Source organism: Mesorhizobium sp. M1217 (assembly GCF_040318275.1).
Classification (GTDB): Bacteria; Pseudomonadota; Alphaproteobacteria; order Rhizobiales; family Rhizobiaceae; genus Mesorhizobium.
On the sequence record NZ_JAMYMA010000004.1, the window covers coordinates 77434 to 93759 of the forward strand.

Annotated in this window: 17 protein-coding genes; 4 read left to right on the forward strand and 13 right to left on the reverse strand. The window is 64.0% G+C overall.

Going from position 1 to position 16326, the window contains the following annotated elements:
* The first annotated feature begins 114 nt into the window (after positions 1–114).
* Positions 115–876 (forward strand): DeoR/GlpR family DNA-binding transcription regulator, encoded by a 762-nt coding sequence (locus NKH37_RS07840; protein ID WP_352496432.1) that lies wholly within the window; start codon positions 115–117, stop codon positions 874–876.
* Between the two features lie 97 nt (positions 877–973).
* On the opposite strand, the gene NKH37_RS07845 is transcribed toward NKH37_RS07840, so the two are convergent.
* The 6 genes from NKH37_RS07845 to NKH37_RS07870 are packed head-to-tail and all read right to left on the reverse strand — an operon-like array spanning position 974 to position 6196.
* Positions 974–1966, reverse strand: coding sequence for an ROK family protein (locus NKH37_RS07845; protein ID WP_353040911.1), 993 nt, complete (start codon positions 1964–1966; stop codon positions 974–976).
* Positions 1966–2688, reverse strand: coding sequence for a ribulose-phosphate 3-epimerase (locus NKH37_RS07850; protein ID WP_353040913.1), 723 nt, complete (start codon positions 2686–2688; stop codon positions 1966–1968). The genes NKH37_RS07845 and NKH37_RS07850 overlap by 1 nt, the downstream gene beginning before the upstream one ends.
* Complete coding sequence (locus tag NKH37_RS07855; RefSeq protein ID WP_353005884.1) at positions 2685–3518, reverse strand: alpha/beta fold hydrolase; 834 nt, start codon at positions 3516–3518, stop codon at positions 2685–2687. The genes NKH37_RS07850 and NKH37_RS07855 overlap by 4 nt, the downstream gene beginning before the upstream one ends.
* Positions 3518–4336, reverse strand: coding sequence for a sugar phosphate isomerase/epimerase family protein (locus tag NKH37_RS07860; RefSeq protein WP_352483929.1), 819 nt, complete (start codon positions 4334–4336; stop codon positions 3518–3520). The genes NKH37_RS07855 and NKH37_RS07860 overlap by 1 nt, the downstream gene beginning before the upstream one ends.
* Positions 4336–5412, reverse strand: coding sequence for a Gfo/Idh/MocA family protein (locus tag NKH37_RS07865; RefSeq protein WP_023721849.1), 1077 nt, complete (start codon positions 5410–5412; stop codon positions 4336–4338). The genes NKH37_RS07860 and NKH37_RS07865 overlap by 1 nt, the downstream gene beginning before the upstream one ends.
* Before the next feature lie 10 nt (positions 5413–5422).
* Entirely contained in the window at positions 5423–6196 is a 774-nt protein-coding gene (locus tag NKH37_RS07870) for a sugar phosphate isomerase/epimerase family protein (RefSeq protein ID WP_352496446.1), read from the reverse strand.
* A gap of 442 nt (positions 6197–6638) precedes the next feature.
* Here NKH37_RS07870 and NKH37_RS07875 point away from each other — a divergent pair, with 442 nt between their 5' ends.
* Positions 6639–7787, forward strand: coding sequence for a Gfo/Idh/MocA family protein (locus NKH37_RS07875; RefSeq protein WP_023721845.1), 1149 nt, complete (start codon positions 6639–6641; stop codon positions 7785–7787).
* A 15-nt stretch (positions 7788–7802) separates the two neighbouring features.
* Positions 7803–8780: an alpha/beta hydrolase gene (locus NKH37_RS07880; RefSeq protein WP_353005885.1), complete on the forward strand. Its 978-nt coding sequence runs from the start codon at positions 7803–7805 to the stop codon at positions 8778–8780.
* Here the strand turns inward: NKH37_RS07880 and NKH37_RS07885 are convergent.
* Complete coding sequence (locus tag NKH37_RS07885; RefSeq protein ID WP_352483924.1) at positions 8768–9790, reverse strand: LacI family DNA-binding transcriptional regulator; 1023 nt, start codon at positions 9788–9790, stop codon at positions 8768–8770. The two genes, NKH37_RS07880 and NKH37_RS07885, sit on opposite strands and share 13 nt — an antisense overlap.
* A gap of 709 nt (positions 9791–10499) precedes the next feature.
* Between NKH37_RS07885 and NKH37_RS07890 the strand changes: the two genes are divergently transcribed.
* Positions 10500–10745, forward strand: a complete 246-nt coding sequence (locus NKH37_RS07890; protein WP_023721842.1) for a type II toxin-antitoxin system Phd/YefM family antitoxin — start codon at positions 10500–10502, stop codon at positions 10743–10745.
* Between the two features lie 110 nt (positions 10746–10855).
* Here NKH37_RS07890 and NKH37_RS07895 read toward each other — a convergent pair whose 3' ends face one another.
* Genes NKH37_RS07895 through NKH37_RS07920 form a run of 6 tightly spaced genes read right to left on the reverse strand, consistent with a single transcriptional unit; the run spans position 10856 to position 16285 of the window.
* Entirely contained in the window at positions 10856–11686 is an 831-nt protein-coding gene (locus NKH37_RS07895) for a BtpA/SgcQ family protein (RefSeq protein WP_023721840.1), read from the reverse strand.
* On the reverse strand, positions 11683–12591 hold the full coding sequence (locus NKH37_RS07900) for a ribokinase (RefSeq protein ID WP_023721839.1): 909 nt from the start codon (positions 12589–12591) through the stop codon (positions 11683–11685). Before NKH37_RS07900 ends, NKH37_RS07895 begins: the two co-directional genes overlap by 4 nt.
* A 3-nt stretch (positions 12592–12594) precedes the next feature.
* Positions 12595–13365 carry a glutamine amidotransferase gene (locus NKH37_RS07905; RefSeq protein WP_023721838.1) on the reverse strand — a complete coding sequence of 257 codons (771 nt, stop codon included), beginning with the start codon at positions 13363–13365 and terminating at the stop codon, positions 12595–12597.
* A 28-nt stretch (positions 13366–13393) separates the two neighbouring features.
* Complete coding sequence (locus NKH37_RS07910; protein ID WP_023721837.1) at positions 13394–14482, reverse strand: phosphotriesterase family protein; 1089 nt, start codon at positions 14480–14482, stop codon at positions 13394–13396.
* A gap of 4 nt (positions 14483–14486) precedes the next feature.
* Positions 14487–15491 (reverse strand): ABC transporter permease, encoded by a 1005-nt coding sequence (locus tag NKH37_RS07915; protein WP_352641981.1) that lies wholly within the window; start codon positions 15489–15491, stop codon positions 14487–14489.
* A complete protein-coding gene (locus tag NKH37_RS07920; protein ID WP_023721835.1) occupies positions 15488–16285 on the reverse strand; it encodes an ATP-binding cassette domain-containing protein in 798 nt (265 codons plus the stop codon). Before NKH37_RS07920 ends, NKH37_RS07915 begins: the two co-directional genes overlap by 4 nt.
* Positions 16286–16326 lie beyond the last annotated feature (41 nt).

The following is a 16326-nucleotide window of genomic DNA, read 5'->3' on the forward strand; positions in this document are numbered from 1 at the left end:
TAGCGTTCGCTACGATGACGCGCTATCCCAAGGATTCGCAAACGCTTGCCGGTTTGGGGTTCGATTTTCGAAAGGTTAGCGTGCAGCTATTCAAACAGCAATTCGGGGTCACACATGCTGGCGGAACAACGACGACATCAGATCATGCTCGAGCTTCAACGGACCGGCCAGGCGCGCACCAGTCAACTGGCGGAAAACTTCGGCGTGTCCGAGGTGACCATTAGGTCCGACCTGGAAATTCTGGACGCAAAAAAGCAGTTGATCAAAACGCATGGCGGCGCAATTGCCTTGCCCGCTGATTCGCCCGCCGCGGCCTTCGAAGAACGGATGTACCGCAACTTCGATGCCAAACGGCGTATCGCGCAGATGGCGGCGCGCCAGATCATAGACAACCAGTCCGTGCTGTTCGACAGCGGCTCGACGTTGCTGCAGGTCGCAATGCAGATGCCCCCGGTCAGCAATGTCGTAGTAGCGACAACCGCGATGAACATCGCGCAGCATCTGATGTATCGTCCCGGACTGGACGTGCATATGATAGGCGGTCGGGTCTATCCCGAGACGGTCAGCACGATCGTGTCGGATTTTGACAAGGCCGTGGGCGGTCTTGTGGCTCACCAGGCATTCGTCAGCGCGCATGCGATAGATCACTCATTCGACGTCGTCGATGTCTCAGAAGACATTGCACGTACGAAGCGTAACCTGGTTCGTATGGCCAGGCGTGTGATCCTTGTGGCAGATTCAAGCAAATGGGATATCGGCGCCTCGTCCAAGGCATTCTCGTTGTCACGTGTCGATCTGATCATCACCGACACTGGTATGCCGTATGGGATTCGTAGCCGATTGGACAAGCTGGGAGTCGAAGTGCGCTACGTGTGAGTGCCTTCCGTCTGCCATCAGCCTCTCGGTGCCACGCTGCGTTTGACGCCGGAGTTCGAATTCGCTGCGGCCGAAGCGCTCCCGGCGAGTGCCGGCGTCATCTTCTCTCGTCGTTCTGCGCCATTGCCAGTGACGTTCCTGGCTTGCCCTCCCGCAGGATCAGGCTTGCCGCGCCGACCAGGCCGGCCTGGTCGCCGAGCTGCGCCTGTACGATCGGCACATCGCGATAGGCGGGCATCGCCCGCGCTTCGACGGTGCCCCTGACAAGCGGCGCCAGCAGATCGAAGCCGTTGGCGAGGCCGCCGCCCATCACGATCAGATCAGGCGAGTAGAGGTGCAACAGATTGGTGAAGCCGATGCCCAGCCACTTCGCCTCGGCCTCGACCAGTTCCAGGGCCCTGATATCGCCGGCGCGAGCGGCCTCGACGACGTGCCTGGCCGAGACATCGCCGTCGCCGGAAAGACGCCTGAGCAGTGAGCCGTCGCCGGGAGCCGTCAGCCGCGTGGCATGCCGCCCGAGCGCGGTTCCCGATGCCACCGCCTCGAAGCAGCCGATGGCGCCGCAGAAACAGCGGTCGCCTTCGCCGGTGATGGTCATATGGCCGATCTCGGCTGCCAGCCCGCGTCGGCCATGATAGATGTGGCCATCGGCAACAACGCCGCCGCCGATGCCGGTCGACACGGTGACGAAGACCACCGATCCGCTACCCCGGCCGGCGCCGAAACGCCATTCGCCCAGCGCGGCTGCATTGGCGTCGTTCTCCAGCCGCACCGGCAGGCCGAAATGCCTGCCCAGAATGTCGAGCAGCGGCACGTCGTACCAGCCGGCCAGCGTCGGCGGCGCGATCACGATCCCGGCCTTGGGATCGAGCGGCCCCGGCGCGCAGACGCCGATGCCGGCAATCTCTGCCTGCGGCCGCTCGACCAAAAGCCTGCCAGCAAGTGAGATGATCTGGCCGATCACCGCTTCCGATCCCGCACCCGCCAACGTCGGCGCCGAAATGCGGGCGACAACCCGACCGTTGCGCTCGACCAGCGCGCCCCGCAGCTCCGTTCCGCCGAGATCGAATGCAAGCGCAACTTTGGTCATCAGGCGGTGACCTTCAACCCATGCAGCCAGGCCATGCGCTGCGCAAGGTCGGGGTCGCCGAACGCCAGCGATCCGAGCACCACCGTTTCGGCCCCGGCAGCGCGCAGGCGCGGCACCGTCTCGTGTCGGATTCCGCCATCGGCAGCCAAGATGATTTGGTTCTCTCGACCTGCTTTTCGCATCAGCGCGCGCGCCTCGATCAGGCGCGGGCAGGCCTGATCGGACAGCGCCTGGCCCTTGACGCCGATCGACGTGCCGAGAAGCGTCACAAAGGCAACTTCGGGCAAGAAGGGCGTGACGGCGCAGACAGGCGTTTCCAGCCTGAGCACCGCGCCGGCCTCGGCGCCGAGCTCATGCGCCAGCCGCACGGCGCGCAACCCGGCCTCGCCGTTTTCAGCATGGACGCTGATGAGGTCGGCGCCGGCCTCGATGAACTGGCGCGTTTGCTCCTCGACGATTTCCGCTTCGACCATCAGATGCACATGGATCCGCTTTGTCGTCAGCTTGGCGATCCGTGCCACCAGATCCGGAAAGAACAGGAAGCCGGGGGTGAAGCGGGCGTCAGCGACGTCGATGTGATGCAGGTCGACATAAGCGTCTATGCGCTTCAGATCGCGCTCCATGTTGGCCAGGTCGGCCGACCACAGGGAAAACTCGCCGAGCAGCCGGTTGCGCGGCAAGGCGGCGATGGCAACACGGCCGGATAAGGATTTGCTCGTCATGAGGCAACAAGGCTCCGGATGTTGAAGTGGGCGTGAAGGAACTTGGTGATCTCGGCCTGCAGCTCCGCGAAATGCCTTTTGCCGTCGAGCGCCTTGGCGGCGATCTCCACAAAGGCCGCGCCGGGGATGGCATCCGCAAGTGTATGCGCGGCCGATAGTGGATGCACCGCATCCACAGTATTGCCGATGACCAGCACAGGAATGCCAAGGGTGGCGGCGTCGCTTGCCGAGACCTCAGCTCCATCGGCAGCGATGTCGGCCAGGACTTGCGCAAACAATGCTGCATCCGGGCGGTCGAAATAACCGAACAGCGAGGCGAGATTGTCTGGTGCCTCGCTCTGGAGGTGCGCGGCGATTTCAGACCGCGAGAAGATCGTCCTGGCCTTGTCGGGGCCATGATCGAGGATGAGGCCGGCGACCTCGGCGATCGGCTGCAGGTTCACTGGCGCGCGTTCGAACGTCCAGGCCGGCCGCACAAGCATCAGGCCGGCGACGCGGTCCGGACAACGGCAGGCAAGGCGTAACGCAATCGCGGCGCCCATGGAAATGCCGCCAGCGACGAAACGGTCGAGGCCGGCCTGATCGGCGGCGGCCAGAACATCGTCCGCAAACATCGCCATTGAAAACGGTCGGCGGCTGCCTAGATCGGACTCACCGTGTCCGCGGCATTCCAACGTGATGCGCCGGCAGCCGGCGTCGATGGGGAAAGCCTGCGCGACCTGTGCCTCGCCGCCGCCCAGCCCGTGCTGGAAGACGACGGCAAGCCCGTCGCCCTCATCGGAAATCCGCAGCGTGGCATCGTCGCGAAACAAGGTGGCCGGGCGCGCCATCAGGCCAGCCCCTTCAGGAACCGGGCGACGCCTGGTGCCTCTTCGGCTGAAAGGCCGTGCGTGACCAGCGGCCCGTCAAAGCCTGACACTTTGAGCCGGGCGACGAAATCGGCGAAGTCGACGACGCCGCGGCCGACGGTGGCAAAGCGGCCGTCGGCGAAACGGTCCTTAGCGTGGGCCATGGCGACGTGGCCTGCGGTGCCTTCGACTGCTGCAGCGACGACGGCGCGTGCTTGCCCTGTGCTCGCCTGTTCGAACAGGTTCGCCGGATCGAGCACAATGCGCAGCCGCTTCGAGCCCATCTCTGCGATAATGCGCATCGCGTCCGCTGCCGATGTGACGATGTTGGCCTGTTCGGGTTCGATGCCGAGATCGACACCGTGATGCTCGGCCAGAGCAAGCGCCTTTTCCATCTCGCTTGCCATATCGGCCCAGGCCGACGGATCGGCATTGCCAGGGTGATGCGCCCACTGGTCGTCCGCGTTGCGCGTTCCCGTGCACAGGGTGACGAGCGGAACCGAAAGCGCTGCCGCGGCCTCGATGACCGCGCCAAGACGGCGCAGGCCGTCGTGGCGCACCGTCATGTCCGGATGGGCCATGTTGTAGGTGCCCGACAGCGCCACCAAAGCGACGCCGGAGGCATTAGACGCAGCCGCAATAGTGCTGATGGCGTGATCCGGCACCGCATCCGGCATCGACGGCAGGCCGGCGCAGGCAAGGTTGAACTGGGTAACGGCAAATCCGGCGTCGCGCACCGCGGCCAGCACACCGGCCGGCTCGCTTCCCGGAAAAGTCTTGGCGAAGACCCCGATCTCCATCAGACCGCTCCTGTTACGCCAGCAATCTCGACGCGTTGGCCGGTTTCGACCGAGCGGGCGATCGCCACCATGGCGCGGATCGAGGCGAGGCCGTCCTCGACGTCGGCGCCACGCAGCGGCGCGCCGTCAAGCACGGTGTCGGAGAGGCCTTCGAGCTGGCGTCGGAAGAAATGGCCGTCCGCGCCAAGCGGCTTGCGCGACGTTGCATCCTTCTCATGGAAGATATCGACCTCGCTTGCCCGGAAGTACCAGGGATTGAAAGTCTTCGCGATCACCGAGCCGTTTTCGCCGTAGAGCTGGAAGCCCTCGTGCCAGTCCATGCGCACAGCCACCGTCAGGTCGAGATGGCCAAGCGCTCCGTTGGCGAATTCCGTTTCGACGAACCAGCAATAGGCGCCGAAACGTTGGTTGAGACGGGCGCGCACCGCGAGGATCTCACCGCACAGGAAGCGTGCGGTGTCAACGAGGTGCGAGCCATGCGCAAGCATGAAGTACCGCCTGAGATCGGCCTTCGGATTACCGGCCGGCTTGCGCGCCAGCCGGCTGCTGACCGGCAGCGGTTGGATGGCATCGGTGTTGGTGTAGCGGTGGGTGGAATCGCAATACCAGGCTTTTAGCGCCAGTATCTCGCCCATCTCGTCGCGGACGAAATCGCGCGCCGCCTCAAGAGCCGGGTCGAAGCGCTTCATGTGGCCGACCTGCAGCACCTTGCCGGAGCGCATGACCGCGTCGGCGAGTTTTTGGCCCTCTTCGACCGAGACGCCGATCGGCTTCTCGCACAGCACATGCTTGCCGGCCTCGAGCGCCTTGATCGCCATCGGCACGTGATAGGCGTCCGAGGTCGCGACGATCACCGCCTCCAGTTCCGGGTCGGCCAGCATGGCGTCGTAGTCGCCATACATCTTCTCAGGTTCATAGGTCGCGCCCATGCGCCCCAAAAGGTCGGGGGCGGCATCGCAGATAGCATAAAGGTCGGCGTTCCTTGCTTTGACGCAGGATTCGAGGTGGGCGAATTGCGCGATCGGCCCGCAGCCGAGCACACCGACACGAAGGCGGCGGTCTTGTTTCCGGATCATGATCTGTTCCTCACGCGCCGTAGCCGCGCATCGTCTGGCGGTTGGTCTTGACCGCGGCGGCCGGATCTGCGGCAGCGGTGTCGGATTCTTCCTCCAACACCAGCCAGCCGTTGAAGTTGGGCGCGGCGCTGGCGATGGCGATCACTGCCTGGGTGTCGCAGACGCCCTTGCCAAGCATTGCCCAAGTGCCGCTGGCATCGACATCCTTCAGGTGAACGTAGCGGATGCGGTCGCGATGGGTTGTGAGGGTGTCGATCATGTCGTTGTGGCCGCGCAATATATGGCCGGTGTCGGGCACCCAACCGACCAGCGACGGATCGATCAGCCCGAAGATACGGTCGTAATCGGCGCGGTCGAACAGCAGCGTGTTGTGGTGCGAGCTCGGATGTACCGCGACATCGACGCCGGCCTTGCGCCCGAGCTCACCCGCCCTGTTGTAGATCTCGGCCGCGATGGCGAACCTGTCGTCGCGTCGGCCGTCCGAGACGACGGTGGCCGAGCCCATCGACACCATCGCGCCCGGAAAAGCGGCGGCGAAGTCGATCCAGCGCTTCGCGGCCTCGAGGTCGGCGCCGATCTGCTCCTTCAGTGTGAAGCCGTTCTTCGAACCGAAGGCAAAGGAGACGAGGGTGAGGCCGGTCGCCTTCAGTGCGGTGGCGAATTCCGCCGGCCTGCCGGCATAGCGGCCGATCATCGTGTCGGTGATCTCGATGCCGGCATAGCCGCCATCCGCGATCGCCTTCACGAGATCGTCGGGGCCGCCGGCAAAGCGGTCTCCCAACATTTCCCAGGTAAAGGTCTGGCAACCGACTTTCAGGTTTTTCACGATCGTCCTTTCATTCCTTGATGCCGCCTGCGTCAGCCTCCCCGAGGCGGTGTTGGCAAAGCTCATTCGGCGCGCGACAGGCGCGAGTCCGGCGAACGCCCAGTCCTGCGCGCAAGCCGACCGCTGCTGCACCAGCTGTCCGGCGCTTCCAGTGAGAAATTGCCGGCGGTCGGCGATCGTCACATGAGCACGGGCTTCGAGCCGGCGGCCGGCCGATTTTTCATGTCAGTCATTTCTCCTCCCAGGGCCGGCAGCTCGCCCGACGTTCGTCAGCATTTTCGCATGTTCTATAACAATTTTACGCGCGTCAATATTTAAAATGTTGTATAGCGGCTTGCGAATGTGATCCGTTGCCGGCGCAGCGGTCCAGGCCGCTGCGGTGTTGGGAGGTACGATCGAAATGCACGGGAAATCAAAGACAAAGCTCGGCATCGGCGTTGTCGGGTGCGGCAACATCTCGATGACCTATTTGCGCAATGCGGCTCTGTTCGGTGAGGTGGAACTGCGCGCCTGCGCCGACATTTCCGCCGACATGGCGGCCTTGCGCGCCAGCGAATATGGCATCCGTCCGCTCAGCGTCGACGCGCTTCTGGCCGACCCGGAGATCGACCTCGTCCTCAACCTGACCATCCCGTCGGCGCATTTCGACATCTCATTTTCAGCGCTTTCGGCGGGCAAGCATGTCTTCACCGAAAAGCCGCTGGCGACCTCGGCCAACGACGGCCGCCGTCTTGTCACGGAGGCGGCGAAGCGCGGGCTGCTGCTCGGCTCGGCCCCCGACACGTTTCTTGGCGCCGTCGGCCGGCGGGCGCGCCGCCTCATGGACGGGGGTGCGATCGGCCGGCCGGTGACCGGCACCGCCTTCATGATGGGGCGCGGCATGGAGCATTGGCATCCCAATCCGCAATTCTATTATCAACCCGGTGGCGGCCCGGTCTTCGACATGGGGCCATATTACCTGACTATGCTGGTCAACCTGCTCGGGCCGGTCGGCCGCGTGATGGCCATGGCAACGCGTGGCCAGGAGGAGCGCCTGATCACCGCAGAGGGTCCCTACAGGAACACCACCTTCAAGGTCGGCACGCCAACCAGCATCCTGTCGCTGCTGGAATTCCGCTCAGACGCTACCGTCGCCTTCGGCGCCTCCTGGGACGTCTTCAAGCACTCCAACCATCCGATCGAACTGCATGGCACGGAAGGCTCGCTCAAGCTGCCCGATCCGGACACATTCGGCGGCACCGTCTCGCTTTCGGAGCGCGGAGCCGACTGGGCAGACTTCACAAGCGAGAGCGAACTCTACGGCGCGCGCAACTGGCCCTTCGCCGCGCCCGATCGCGCCAATTACCGCATGCTCGGCGTCGCCGACCTTTCACGCGCGCTGTTGAGCGGAAGAAAGCCGCGTGCGTCCGGCGACCTTGCGCTGCATGTGCTGGAGATCATGGAAGCGATCCTCGCTTCGGGCGAAAGCCGCGAGTCGGTTGCAGTCAATGGAACCGTCGATCAGCCGCCACTCCTTGCGGAGGACGAGGCGGCAAGCCTGCTTGCCTGAGTTTGGGGGCCGTCCATGACAATATCGCCTTCGCCCTTGCTCGATCCGGAAGCCCAGCATGTGCTCGACCTCGGCCGGCAGGCGGCCGCCAAGCCGTTCGAGGCCGGCAGCCCTCAGGAAGCCCGCCGCGCCTATGAGCAGGGCTTTCCGACACTGCAGGGCGAACGCGAGCCGGTCGCCTCGCTGACCGAGCGCACCATCGCCGGACCAAGCGGCCCATTGACGCTCAGGATCTATCGCGGGCTAGGAGCTTCCGCGCATGGCGCGCCGGCGTTGCTCTATCTGCATGGCGGCGGCTGGGTGATCGGTAATCTCGACTCCCATGACGAGATCTGCCGCTGGTTTGCCAACATGGCCGCCTGCGTCGTCGTCTGTCCCGACTACAGGCTGGCGCCGGAGCACAAGTTCCCGGCGGCGATCGAGGATTGCCGCGTGGCGCTTGCCTTCATGCAAAGTGCCGTCGACGATCTCGGCGTCGACACGAAGCGCATCGCTGTCGCAGGCGACAGTGCGGGCGGCAACCTCGCCGCGGTGCTCTCCCTGCTCGCGCGCGAAAACAAGAATCCGCCGACGGCGCAGCTGCTGTTCTACCCGAATACGGACGCCTCGCAGACGGCCGACAGCTATTGCCGCTTTGCCGAGGGTTTTGGTCTCACTGCGGCAACCATGGCTTGGTTCCGCGACCACTATGTCACCCATGCCGGCGATATCGACGATTGGCGCGTGTCGCCGCTGAAGGCGGCCAGCCTTGCCGGTGTGGCGCCGGCCTTTGTTGCCATCGCCGGCCATGACATTCTCGCCGACGAAGGCGAGGCCTACGCGAAGCGTCTGGAAGATGAAGGAGTGCCGGTCGCCCTGCGCCGCTGGAATGGCCAGATCCACGGCTTCGTCTCGATGGGCCGCCATGGCCCGGCTGCACGGCAAGCGGTCAGCGCGGCGGTCGGCGCATGGCGCGGCTTCGATCTCGCCTTTGGAAATGCTCAGGCCGATTGACGCATGACCAGCGTCGCGTCGAGATTGATCTTGGGTGCAACCGCAGTCCCGTCCTCATCAAGCAGGGCCAGCAGCGTCTCCACACTGCGTCCCGCCATAGCGGCGAAGTCCTGCGCCATGGTGGTCAAGGCAGGACAGGTGTAGCGGCTGAGCGGGTGGTCGTCATGGGCCGCGACGCGCAGGTCGCAATCGCTTTTGCGGCCGACCTTGCGACCTTGCGAATAGGCGGCCGCCATGATGCCGAAGGCCAGGCGGTCATTGGCGCACAAAATGGTCTTACCCGGCAAGCCACCAGTGCTGAGCATTGCCTCCATCTGCTGGTAGCCGATCCGTTCGAAATCCCAGGTGTATTCATGGGTGTCGCCAATGATCACCGGCTCTTGCCCGAGCCGTTGCATGGCGCTTACATAGTTGTGCAGGCGTTCGCGCGTATTGTGATTGACGTGCGGGATGTCGAAATAGACCGGCGCGTCGCCGGAGCGGCAGAGGTAATCGACGATCGTCGAAACGCTCTGGCTGTTGTTGTTGCCGACGAATGGCGTGCCGCTCTCGAGATAGGTGTCGAAATAGACGATTGGTATGGCCTGCGTCAGCTTCTCCAGCGCACGGTGGTCCGAGCGCAGGCCGAGCGGCGCGATCAGCCCACCGGAAACTTTTAGTGACAGGATGGTTCGCGTCGCTTCCACTTCGAGTTCGCGCGAGCCGTGCGAGGAGATCACGATCGGCCAGTAGCCTTCGTGGCGCAGCCTGAGTTCGATGCGGCTGACCATCTCGGAATAGAAAGGATCGGCGAGAGTCGGCACCACGATGCCTATGCTGCGGGTCCGCTTGCGGTTCAGGTTGCGGGCAAACAGATTGGGCTGATAGTCGGACGAGCGGAGTGCCTCCTCGATCCGCTTTCGCGTCGCTGGCTTGACGCTGGTTGGATCCTCGAAATATTTGGACAAGGTCGGCCTGGAGACGCCGCAGGAGCGGGCGAAATCCTCCATGGTCTTGTGCGTCATCGGCATTGAAATCCTCTCGTCACAGACATCCGATCCCGGGTGGTTCCTCGGCGCTGCCCGCCATGCGTGCAACTGCAAGGCGAAAATTTACAGATAATGTCCGAGAGTTTCCATGCGTAAATTTATTAATTGACGCAAAAGGCGCAAGCGGTATTAATCGTCGGGTGAGCAATGGGAAATTCGAGTCTCGCGGCGAGGCGAGAGCGCAGCGTCGGAACGAATTCCGCGAGATCGAGAAACTGGTCAGTGCCGGCGAGATCCTTGTCGAGATCAGCCGACACCCATGCGCGGTGACTTGTTTGGAGCCCTGTGGTGCCGGCACGCTACGATGAACAACTAAACCAGCTTCAAATAGGCTTGCCAAAGGAATTGGGGCTGGCAACTCCGAATCCGCAGAGGCGATGCGGGACTTGATCCAAACAGTTACTGTGTCTCGAGATCCGTCGAAGATCGGCGGCATCGAAGTCGAAACGGGCGTCCAACGGCACTACTGGGCGAGATGCCTTCCCCACACTCATCGAACTATCGCCTCCGACTTCGTTGCTGTGGTTGAGCGAAGCTACCATCCTGATCAAGCCATTCCTAACGGCGAATTCGGGCCATTAGGTCGAAATCCCTTCCTTGCTAGGAGCCGGCTAGGCGCGAGGAAGTCGCTCAATAGTGGAAGATCGACCCGAGTAGACTAAGTTGCATGGACTAAGTCGCGGGGCCCGCAATGCACACCGTCAATATTCACGAGGCCAAGACGCATCTGTCTCGTCTTGTCGACAGGGCGGTCAAAGCTGAATCCTTCATAATTGCGAAATCCGGCAAGCCGATGGTGAAGGTCGTTGCCATAGACGCACCTGCGGCCGGCGAAATGCGTCGCGTTGGGTTTATGGCCGGGCAGTTTTCAGTTCCGGACGAGGTTGATCGCATGGCCGATGAGGAAATCGGGAAGCTGTTTGGCGGCGACGCATGAAACTTCTGCTCGATGCCCATCTTTTGCTCTGGGCGGCGGGCGAGCCCGAAGAGCTCCCGCCCCTCGCGCAGGTGACTGCCGCCCTTCGGTGCGGTGGGGGTTGAAGTCAGCTATCGCCTCAGACCACCCATGAACGCCTTTACTCGAGCAGAGTCGACTTGGTTCCACCAGACGCCGTCGTGCTTCAGCGCGCTGGCGATGATGACCCCGTCGACAATGGCGAGGATATCCTTGGCATTGTCCGGCGTGACACCGCTGCCGACCAGCGTCGGCAGGCCGGCGGCCTGCTTGATCATGCTTATGTAGCCCAAATCCGCGGCGTGGCCGGTGCGCTGGCCAGTGGCGATGATGGCGTCGGCGTCGAAGAAGACCAGGTCCTTGACCAGTTCCTCCACCGGGCGGTCGGCGACGATGGCGTGTGCGCCGTGCTTGACATGGGCATCGGCGAAAATGCGGATGCCGTTGGCGCGCAGCCTGGCGCGGTAGCGCGCCGCGCGACCCGACTCGCCTTCGACAAAACCCTCATTTGCGACATAGGCGTTCGCCCATTGATTGACGCGGACGAAACCGGCGCCGGCGGCGCTGGCGATCGCCAAGGCCGGGATAGCGGCATTGGCCAGCACATTGATGCCGATCGGCCTGCCGAGCTCTCGGCGGATGCGGTCGGAGACGACCGCCATATAGGCCGCCGTCTCCGGGCCGATATCGTCAGGTTTGGCGAAGGGGATGTCGCCATGGTTCTCGACGATGACGCCGTCGCAGCCGCCGTCGAGATAGGCTTTGGCGTCATCGAGCCCGCGCTGGTAGATCACTTCCACGGCCTCGCCGTCATAGCGCGGCGCGCCGGGCAGCGGCGCCAGGTGAACGACGCCGATCACCACCTTGGTGCGGCCGAAAAGGTCTAGAAGCGCGTCGCCGCCGGATTGGCCGATCTGGGTCATGAGATCTCCATTTGATCGATGAGCACCGCCATCTCGGAGGCGGAAGGACAGGATGCCAGCGTGCCCGGCCGTGTCACGGCGATTGCGGCGGCGGCGAGCGCCAGCTTCAGCGCCGAGATGACCGGCATGCCCCGCGCAAGCCCGCCGGCGAGGCAGCCGCAGAACACATCGCCCGCGCCGCTGGTGTCGAGCGCTTCGACCTTCGGCGCCGGCAAGCGAAGCGGTTCCGTCCGGTCCGTGCCAAGCACGATACAGCCTGCGGCACCGAGGGTGATGACGACGGCGCCTGCGCCTTTGGCCACCAGCGCGCCGGCTGCTGCTGTCATGTCATCCCGGCCGGTCAGGATTTGCGCTTCGGACTGGTTGACCACCAGAACCTCCGCCAGGCCGAGATCGGGCAGCGAAATCGCATCGATCGGGCTGGCGTTGAGAACGGTGCGCGCACCGTTTCCCTTTGCTGCTCTGAGGCAGGCATTGGTCACGGCAGTCCGTAGATTTCCCTGGCAGACGAGGATGTCGCCGGGAGCGATCCAGCGGACAAGTGCTGTCTGCGCCACCGGGTCGAAGGCTTCGACGCAGGCGACGCCGCTGACGATGAAATTCTCTCCGCCTCGATCGACGACGATGGTCGAGCGGTCACTCGGCAGCTCGAATTGGCTGACCTCAAGGTCGGACAGCTCGTTGTCGAGGCGGCTCCTGATCCATGCGCCAGCTGGGTCCTTGCCGAGCGCCGTCCAGAACGTCACCTCTGCACCAGTCCGTGCTGCTGCGACTGCCTGGTTGGCGCCCTTGCCGCCGAGCCCGTCGGCATAGCTCACGGCATTCAAAGTCTCGCCCGCGGCAGGGAAGCGGCCGACGCGAAACACGGTATCGACGCAGGCGTTGCCGACGACGTGGACATGCATGGCTCAGCTCTCACCGGTCGCCCAGCCCAGCATCTGTTCGAACAGGGTCTTGTAGCCTGGCCAGGCGATGAATTGCGGCGGCAGCCAATGCGGCCCGACATCGGATGTCCAGGCCACGGTGCGGCCCTTGCCGTAATGGCCGGTGACAAGCAGTGGCAGCGAGCCATAATCCGACGACACGCTGGCCAGGACCTCGGCCCCGTCCTTCAGCGTTACCTCGTTGAAGCCGAGCAGGATCGGCCAGTCCGAGCCGAGGCCCCTGAGGATGGGATGGCTCGACCCTGGTTTCGGCACGGGCGCAAAACCTTCGGGAACCTCGACGCGGTCGTCGTAGGCCAGGCAGTTCACCGGCAGCACGTCCTCGACCGGGGTCTTGCGGTAGCGCGCGCCGCCATTGATGCCCTGGAAGCTGTAGTAGCCGCCGAACATCAATAGACCGCCGCCGCCGCTGACGTAACCGCGCAGCAGGCGCAAGCGGTTCGGCGTCGGCTTGGAGTGGACCCAGGTGTCGGGATGCAGCAGCAGCGTATTGGCGCCGATGTCGGAGAGCACGACCGCGTCATAGGCCGACAGCGCCTCCATCGTCTGTGGAAAGCCGCGCTGCGCCTCATGCGCCGGCATGAAGGTGACGTCGAAATCGGTCGCCTTCAGCGCGCCAAGCAATTCGTCGGCGCCGGTGTGGTAGGTAACGGTCGGAAACTGATCGAAACCCTTGATATGGGTCGCGGTCGAAACCCAGCTTTCGCCGGCAAGCAGGATTTTCTTCTTGGACATTTGAACTCCCGTCGTAACTCGAGGCCATTCAGAGCCGCGCGAATACGCTTTTCGGATTGGCGATCAGCATGCGGTCGATGGCCGGCTGCTCGACGCCGTGGCGTTTTAGGCGCGGTATGAAATGCTTCAGGATATAGCCATAGCCGAAGCCGCCGAAGCGCGTCAGCATGATCTTGAGGAACACGTCCTGCGATAACAGCAGGCGGTCGCCGAAGCCCGCCTCGACAAGGGCGGCGATGGCGCGTGCATTCTCCTCGTCGGAGGGCGATTGCGCGTCCTGGTCGGCGTAATAATAGTCCATGCCGATCATGTCGTATTCGAGGAACGCGCCGCGCCGGGCGAGGCTTTTCTGGTAATCGGGATCGTCGTGGCTCGGGTTCATGTGACAGAGCACCGTGTGACGAAGATCGGCGCCTTCGGCCTCGACGATGTCGAGCACCTCGTGCCCCAGACGCTCCCAGCCAGGCAGATGGATCGACAGCGGCACGCCGGTGATGCGCGAAGCGCGCGCCGAAGCTTTGAGCGACTTGCGCTCCTCGGCGGTGAAATCCTTGCTGACGCCGACCTCGCCGATCAGCCCGGCCATGATCGGCGGCTGCGTCTCGCCGCCGCCGACGTCGTTGACGATGAACTCGGTAACGGCGTCGACATCCATCGCCTTCAGCCATTCGGGATGGGTGTGCTCGAGATAGAAGCCGGTGCCCATGACGATCTTCAGGCCGGACATGCGGCTGATGCGGGCGAGCTTTTCGGGGTCGCGGCCGATGCCGATATTGGTGGCATCGACGACGGTGTGGCCGCCCAGCGCGCGATAGCGCTGCAGCTCCGCGAGCGCCAGGTCGGCGTCGTCGAGCGAGACGTTGTCGCGGTTGACGTAAGGGTTCATGCGCAACTCGCCGATGATCTCGATGTTCACCGGCTGCTCGGCGATCGCCATGTCATCGGGATGGCAGGGGCACTTCCAGCTGCGCGCGCCCTCGAGCAAGATGTGCTCGTGCATCAGCGTGATGCCCATCTCCTCGACCGGAACCGGGCCGAGCACGGTCATCACATGGCCGGTTTCGACCCCGATTGGCAGCCGCTGCCTGGGCACCGCGTCATCGAACAGATCGCTCATCGGCTCAACGGCTCCGCACGGCGCCGCGGAACAGGCGGAAGTTCAGCCAGATGGCGATCAGGATGATCGTTCCGGTGACTATCGGCGTCAGGAAAGGCGACAGATGCGCTAGGATCAGGCCGTTGCCGATGACGGCCACGGTCAGCGCGCCGAGCACCGTGCCGATGATCGTTCCGCGGCCGCCGAACAGGCTGGTACCGCCGAGCACGACGGCGGCGATGACTTCCAGCTCGAAACCCTGTCCGGCATTGGAAGATCCCGATCCAAGCCTGGCAGCAATGATGATCCCGGCAAGGGCTGCCGCGGTGGCGGAAATCACATAGACGAAGAGCGTCGTCTGCCGCGTGTTGACGCCGGCGCGCCGCACCGCCTCAGCGTTGGCGCCGATGCCGGTGACATAGCGGCCGAACGGCGTCTCGTTGAAGGCGAGATAGGCGATGGCCAGGATCGCCAGCGCGATCAGCGCCGGCACCGGCACGCCAAGGAACCAGGCACGGCCCAGCACGGTGAAAGCGCTTCCGGGCTCGATCGGGATCGAATAGCCGCCGGTGATCAGCAGCGCTACGCCACGGATCACCGAAAGCCCGGCAAGCGTGACGATGAAGGACGGGATGCCCTCATAGGCGACGAAATAGCCTTGCACCGCGCCAAGCAGGGCACCGAGCGCCAACATGGCGAGGATAACGACTGGCCATGGCAGGCCGAACTGCAAGAGCGTCGCCGACAGCGTTGCCACCAGCGCCAGTACCGAGCCGACCGAAAGATCGATGCCGCCAGTGGTGATGACGAAAGTCATTGCCGCGGCGACGATCAGCAGCGGCGCCGACTGCCGCAGGATGTTCAACAGATTAGGCGACGTCAGAAAGGCGTCGGTCGCCACCGAGAAGATGATGCAGACGACCAGAAAGAACAGCGCGATCGAGACGACACTGCCATTGGCGAGCAGCGCATCGCGCCAGGTGCCCTTGCGCACTCGTGAGGGCTGGGCAGCGTGGATCGCATCGCTCATGCCGGCGCTCCACCGCGATAGCCGTTGGTGGCGGAACGCGCACTGAATTTGCGGCCGACGATCAGATTGACCACGTCCTCGATATTGGTCTCGCCGATCAGCCGCTCGGCGACATTGCGCCCTTCATACATGACCTGGATGCGGTCGCAGACGAGGAACAGGTCCTGCAGCCGGTGGGTGATCAAAATGACGCTGACACCGCGCGCGCTGACCGCGCGGATCAGTTCGAGCACCGCCTCGACCTCGGCCACCGCAAGCGCTGCCGTCGGCTCGTCCATGATCAGCACGGCCGGCTCGAACGAGGCGGCGCGGCCGATGGCGATCGACTGGCGCTGCCCGCCGGAGAGGTTTTCGACCTTGAGCCGCGTGTCGGCAATGACGATACCGAGCCGATCGAGCATCTGGCGCGTCTCGTCGTGCATGCGCTTCTTGTCGAGAAAGGAAATGCCGGCGATGCGGCGGCGCGGCTCGCGGCCGAGAAACAGATTGCCGGCGACATCGACCGTGTCGCAGAGCGACAGGTCCTGGTAGACCATCTCGACGCGCGCCGCACGTGCGTCCGCCGGCGAGCTGAAGATCACCGGCTTGCCGTCGATCTCGATGGTGCCGGCGTCGGGAACCACAGCCCCCGACAGCACCTTGCTCAATGTCGACTTGCCGGCGCCATTGTCGCCGACCAGCCCCAGCACCTCGCCCGGCTTCAGCGTCAGCGACACATCATCGAGCGTCTGGATGGCGTTGTAACGCTTTGAGATGCCGCTCATCCGCACCCGATAGGTCTGGCCACTGCTCATCTGGGATTCCACGCGATTGCCAGGTATCCGCGGCGCAGCTT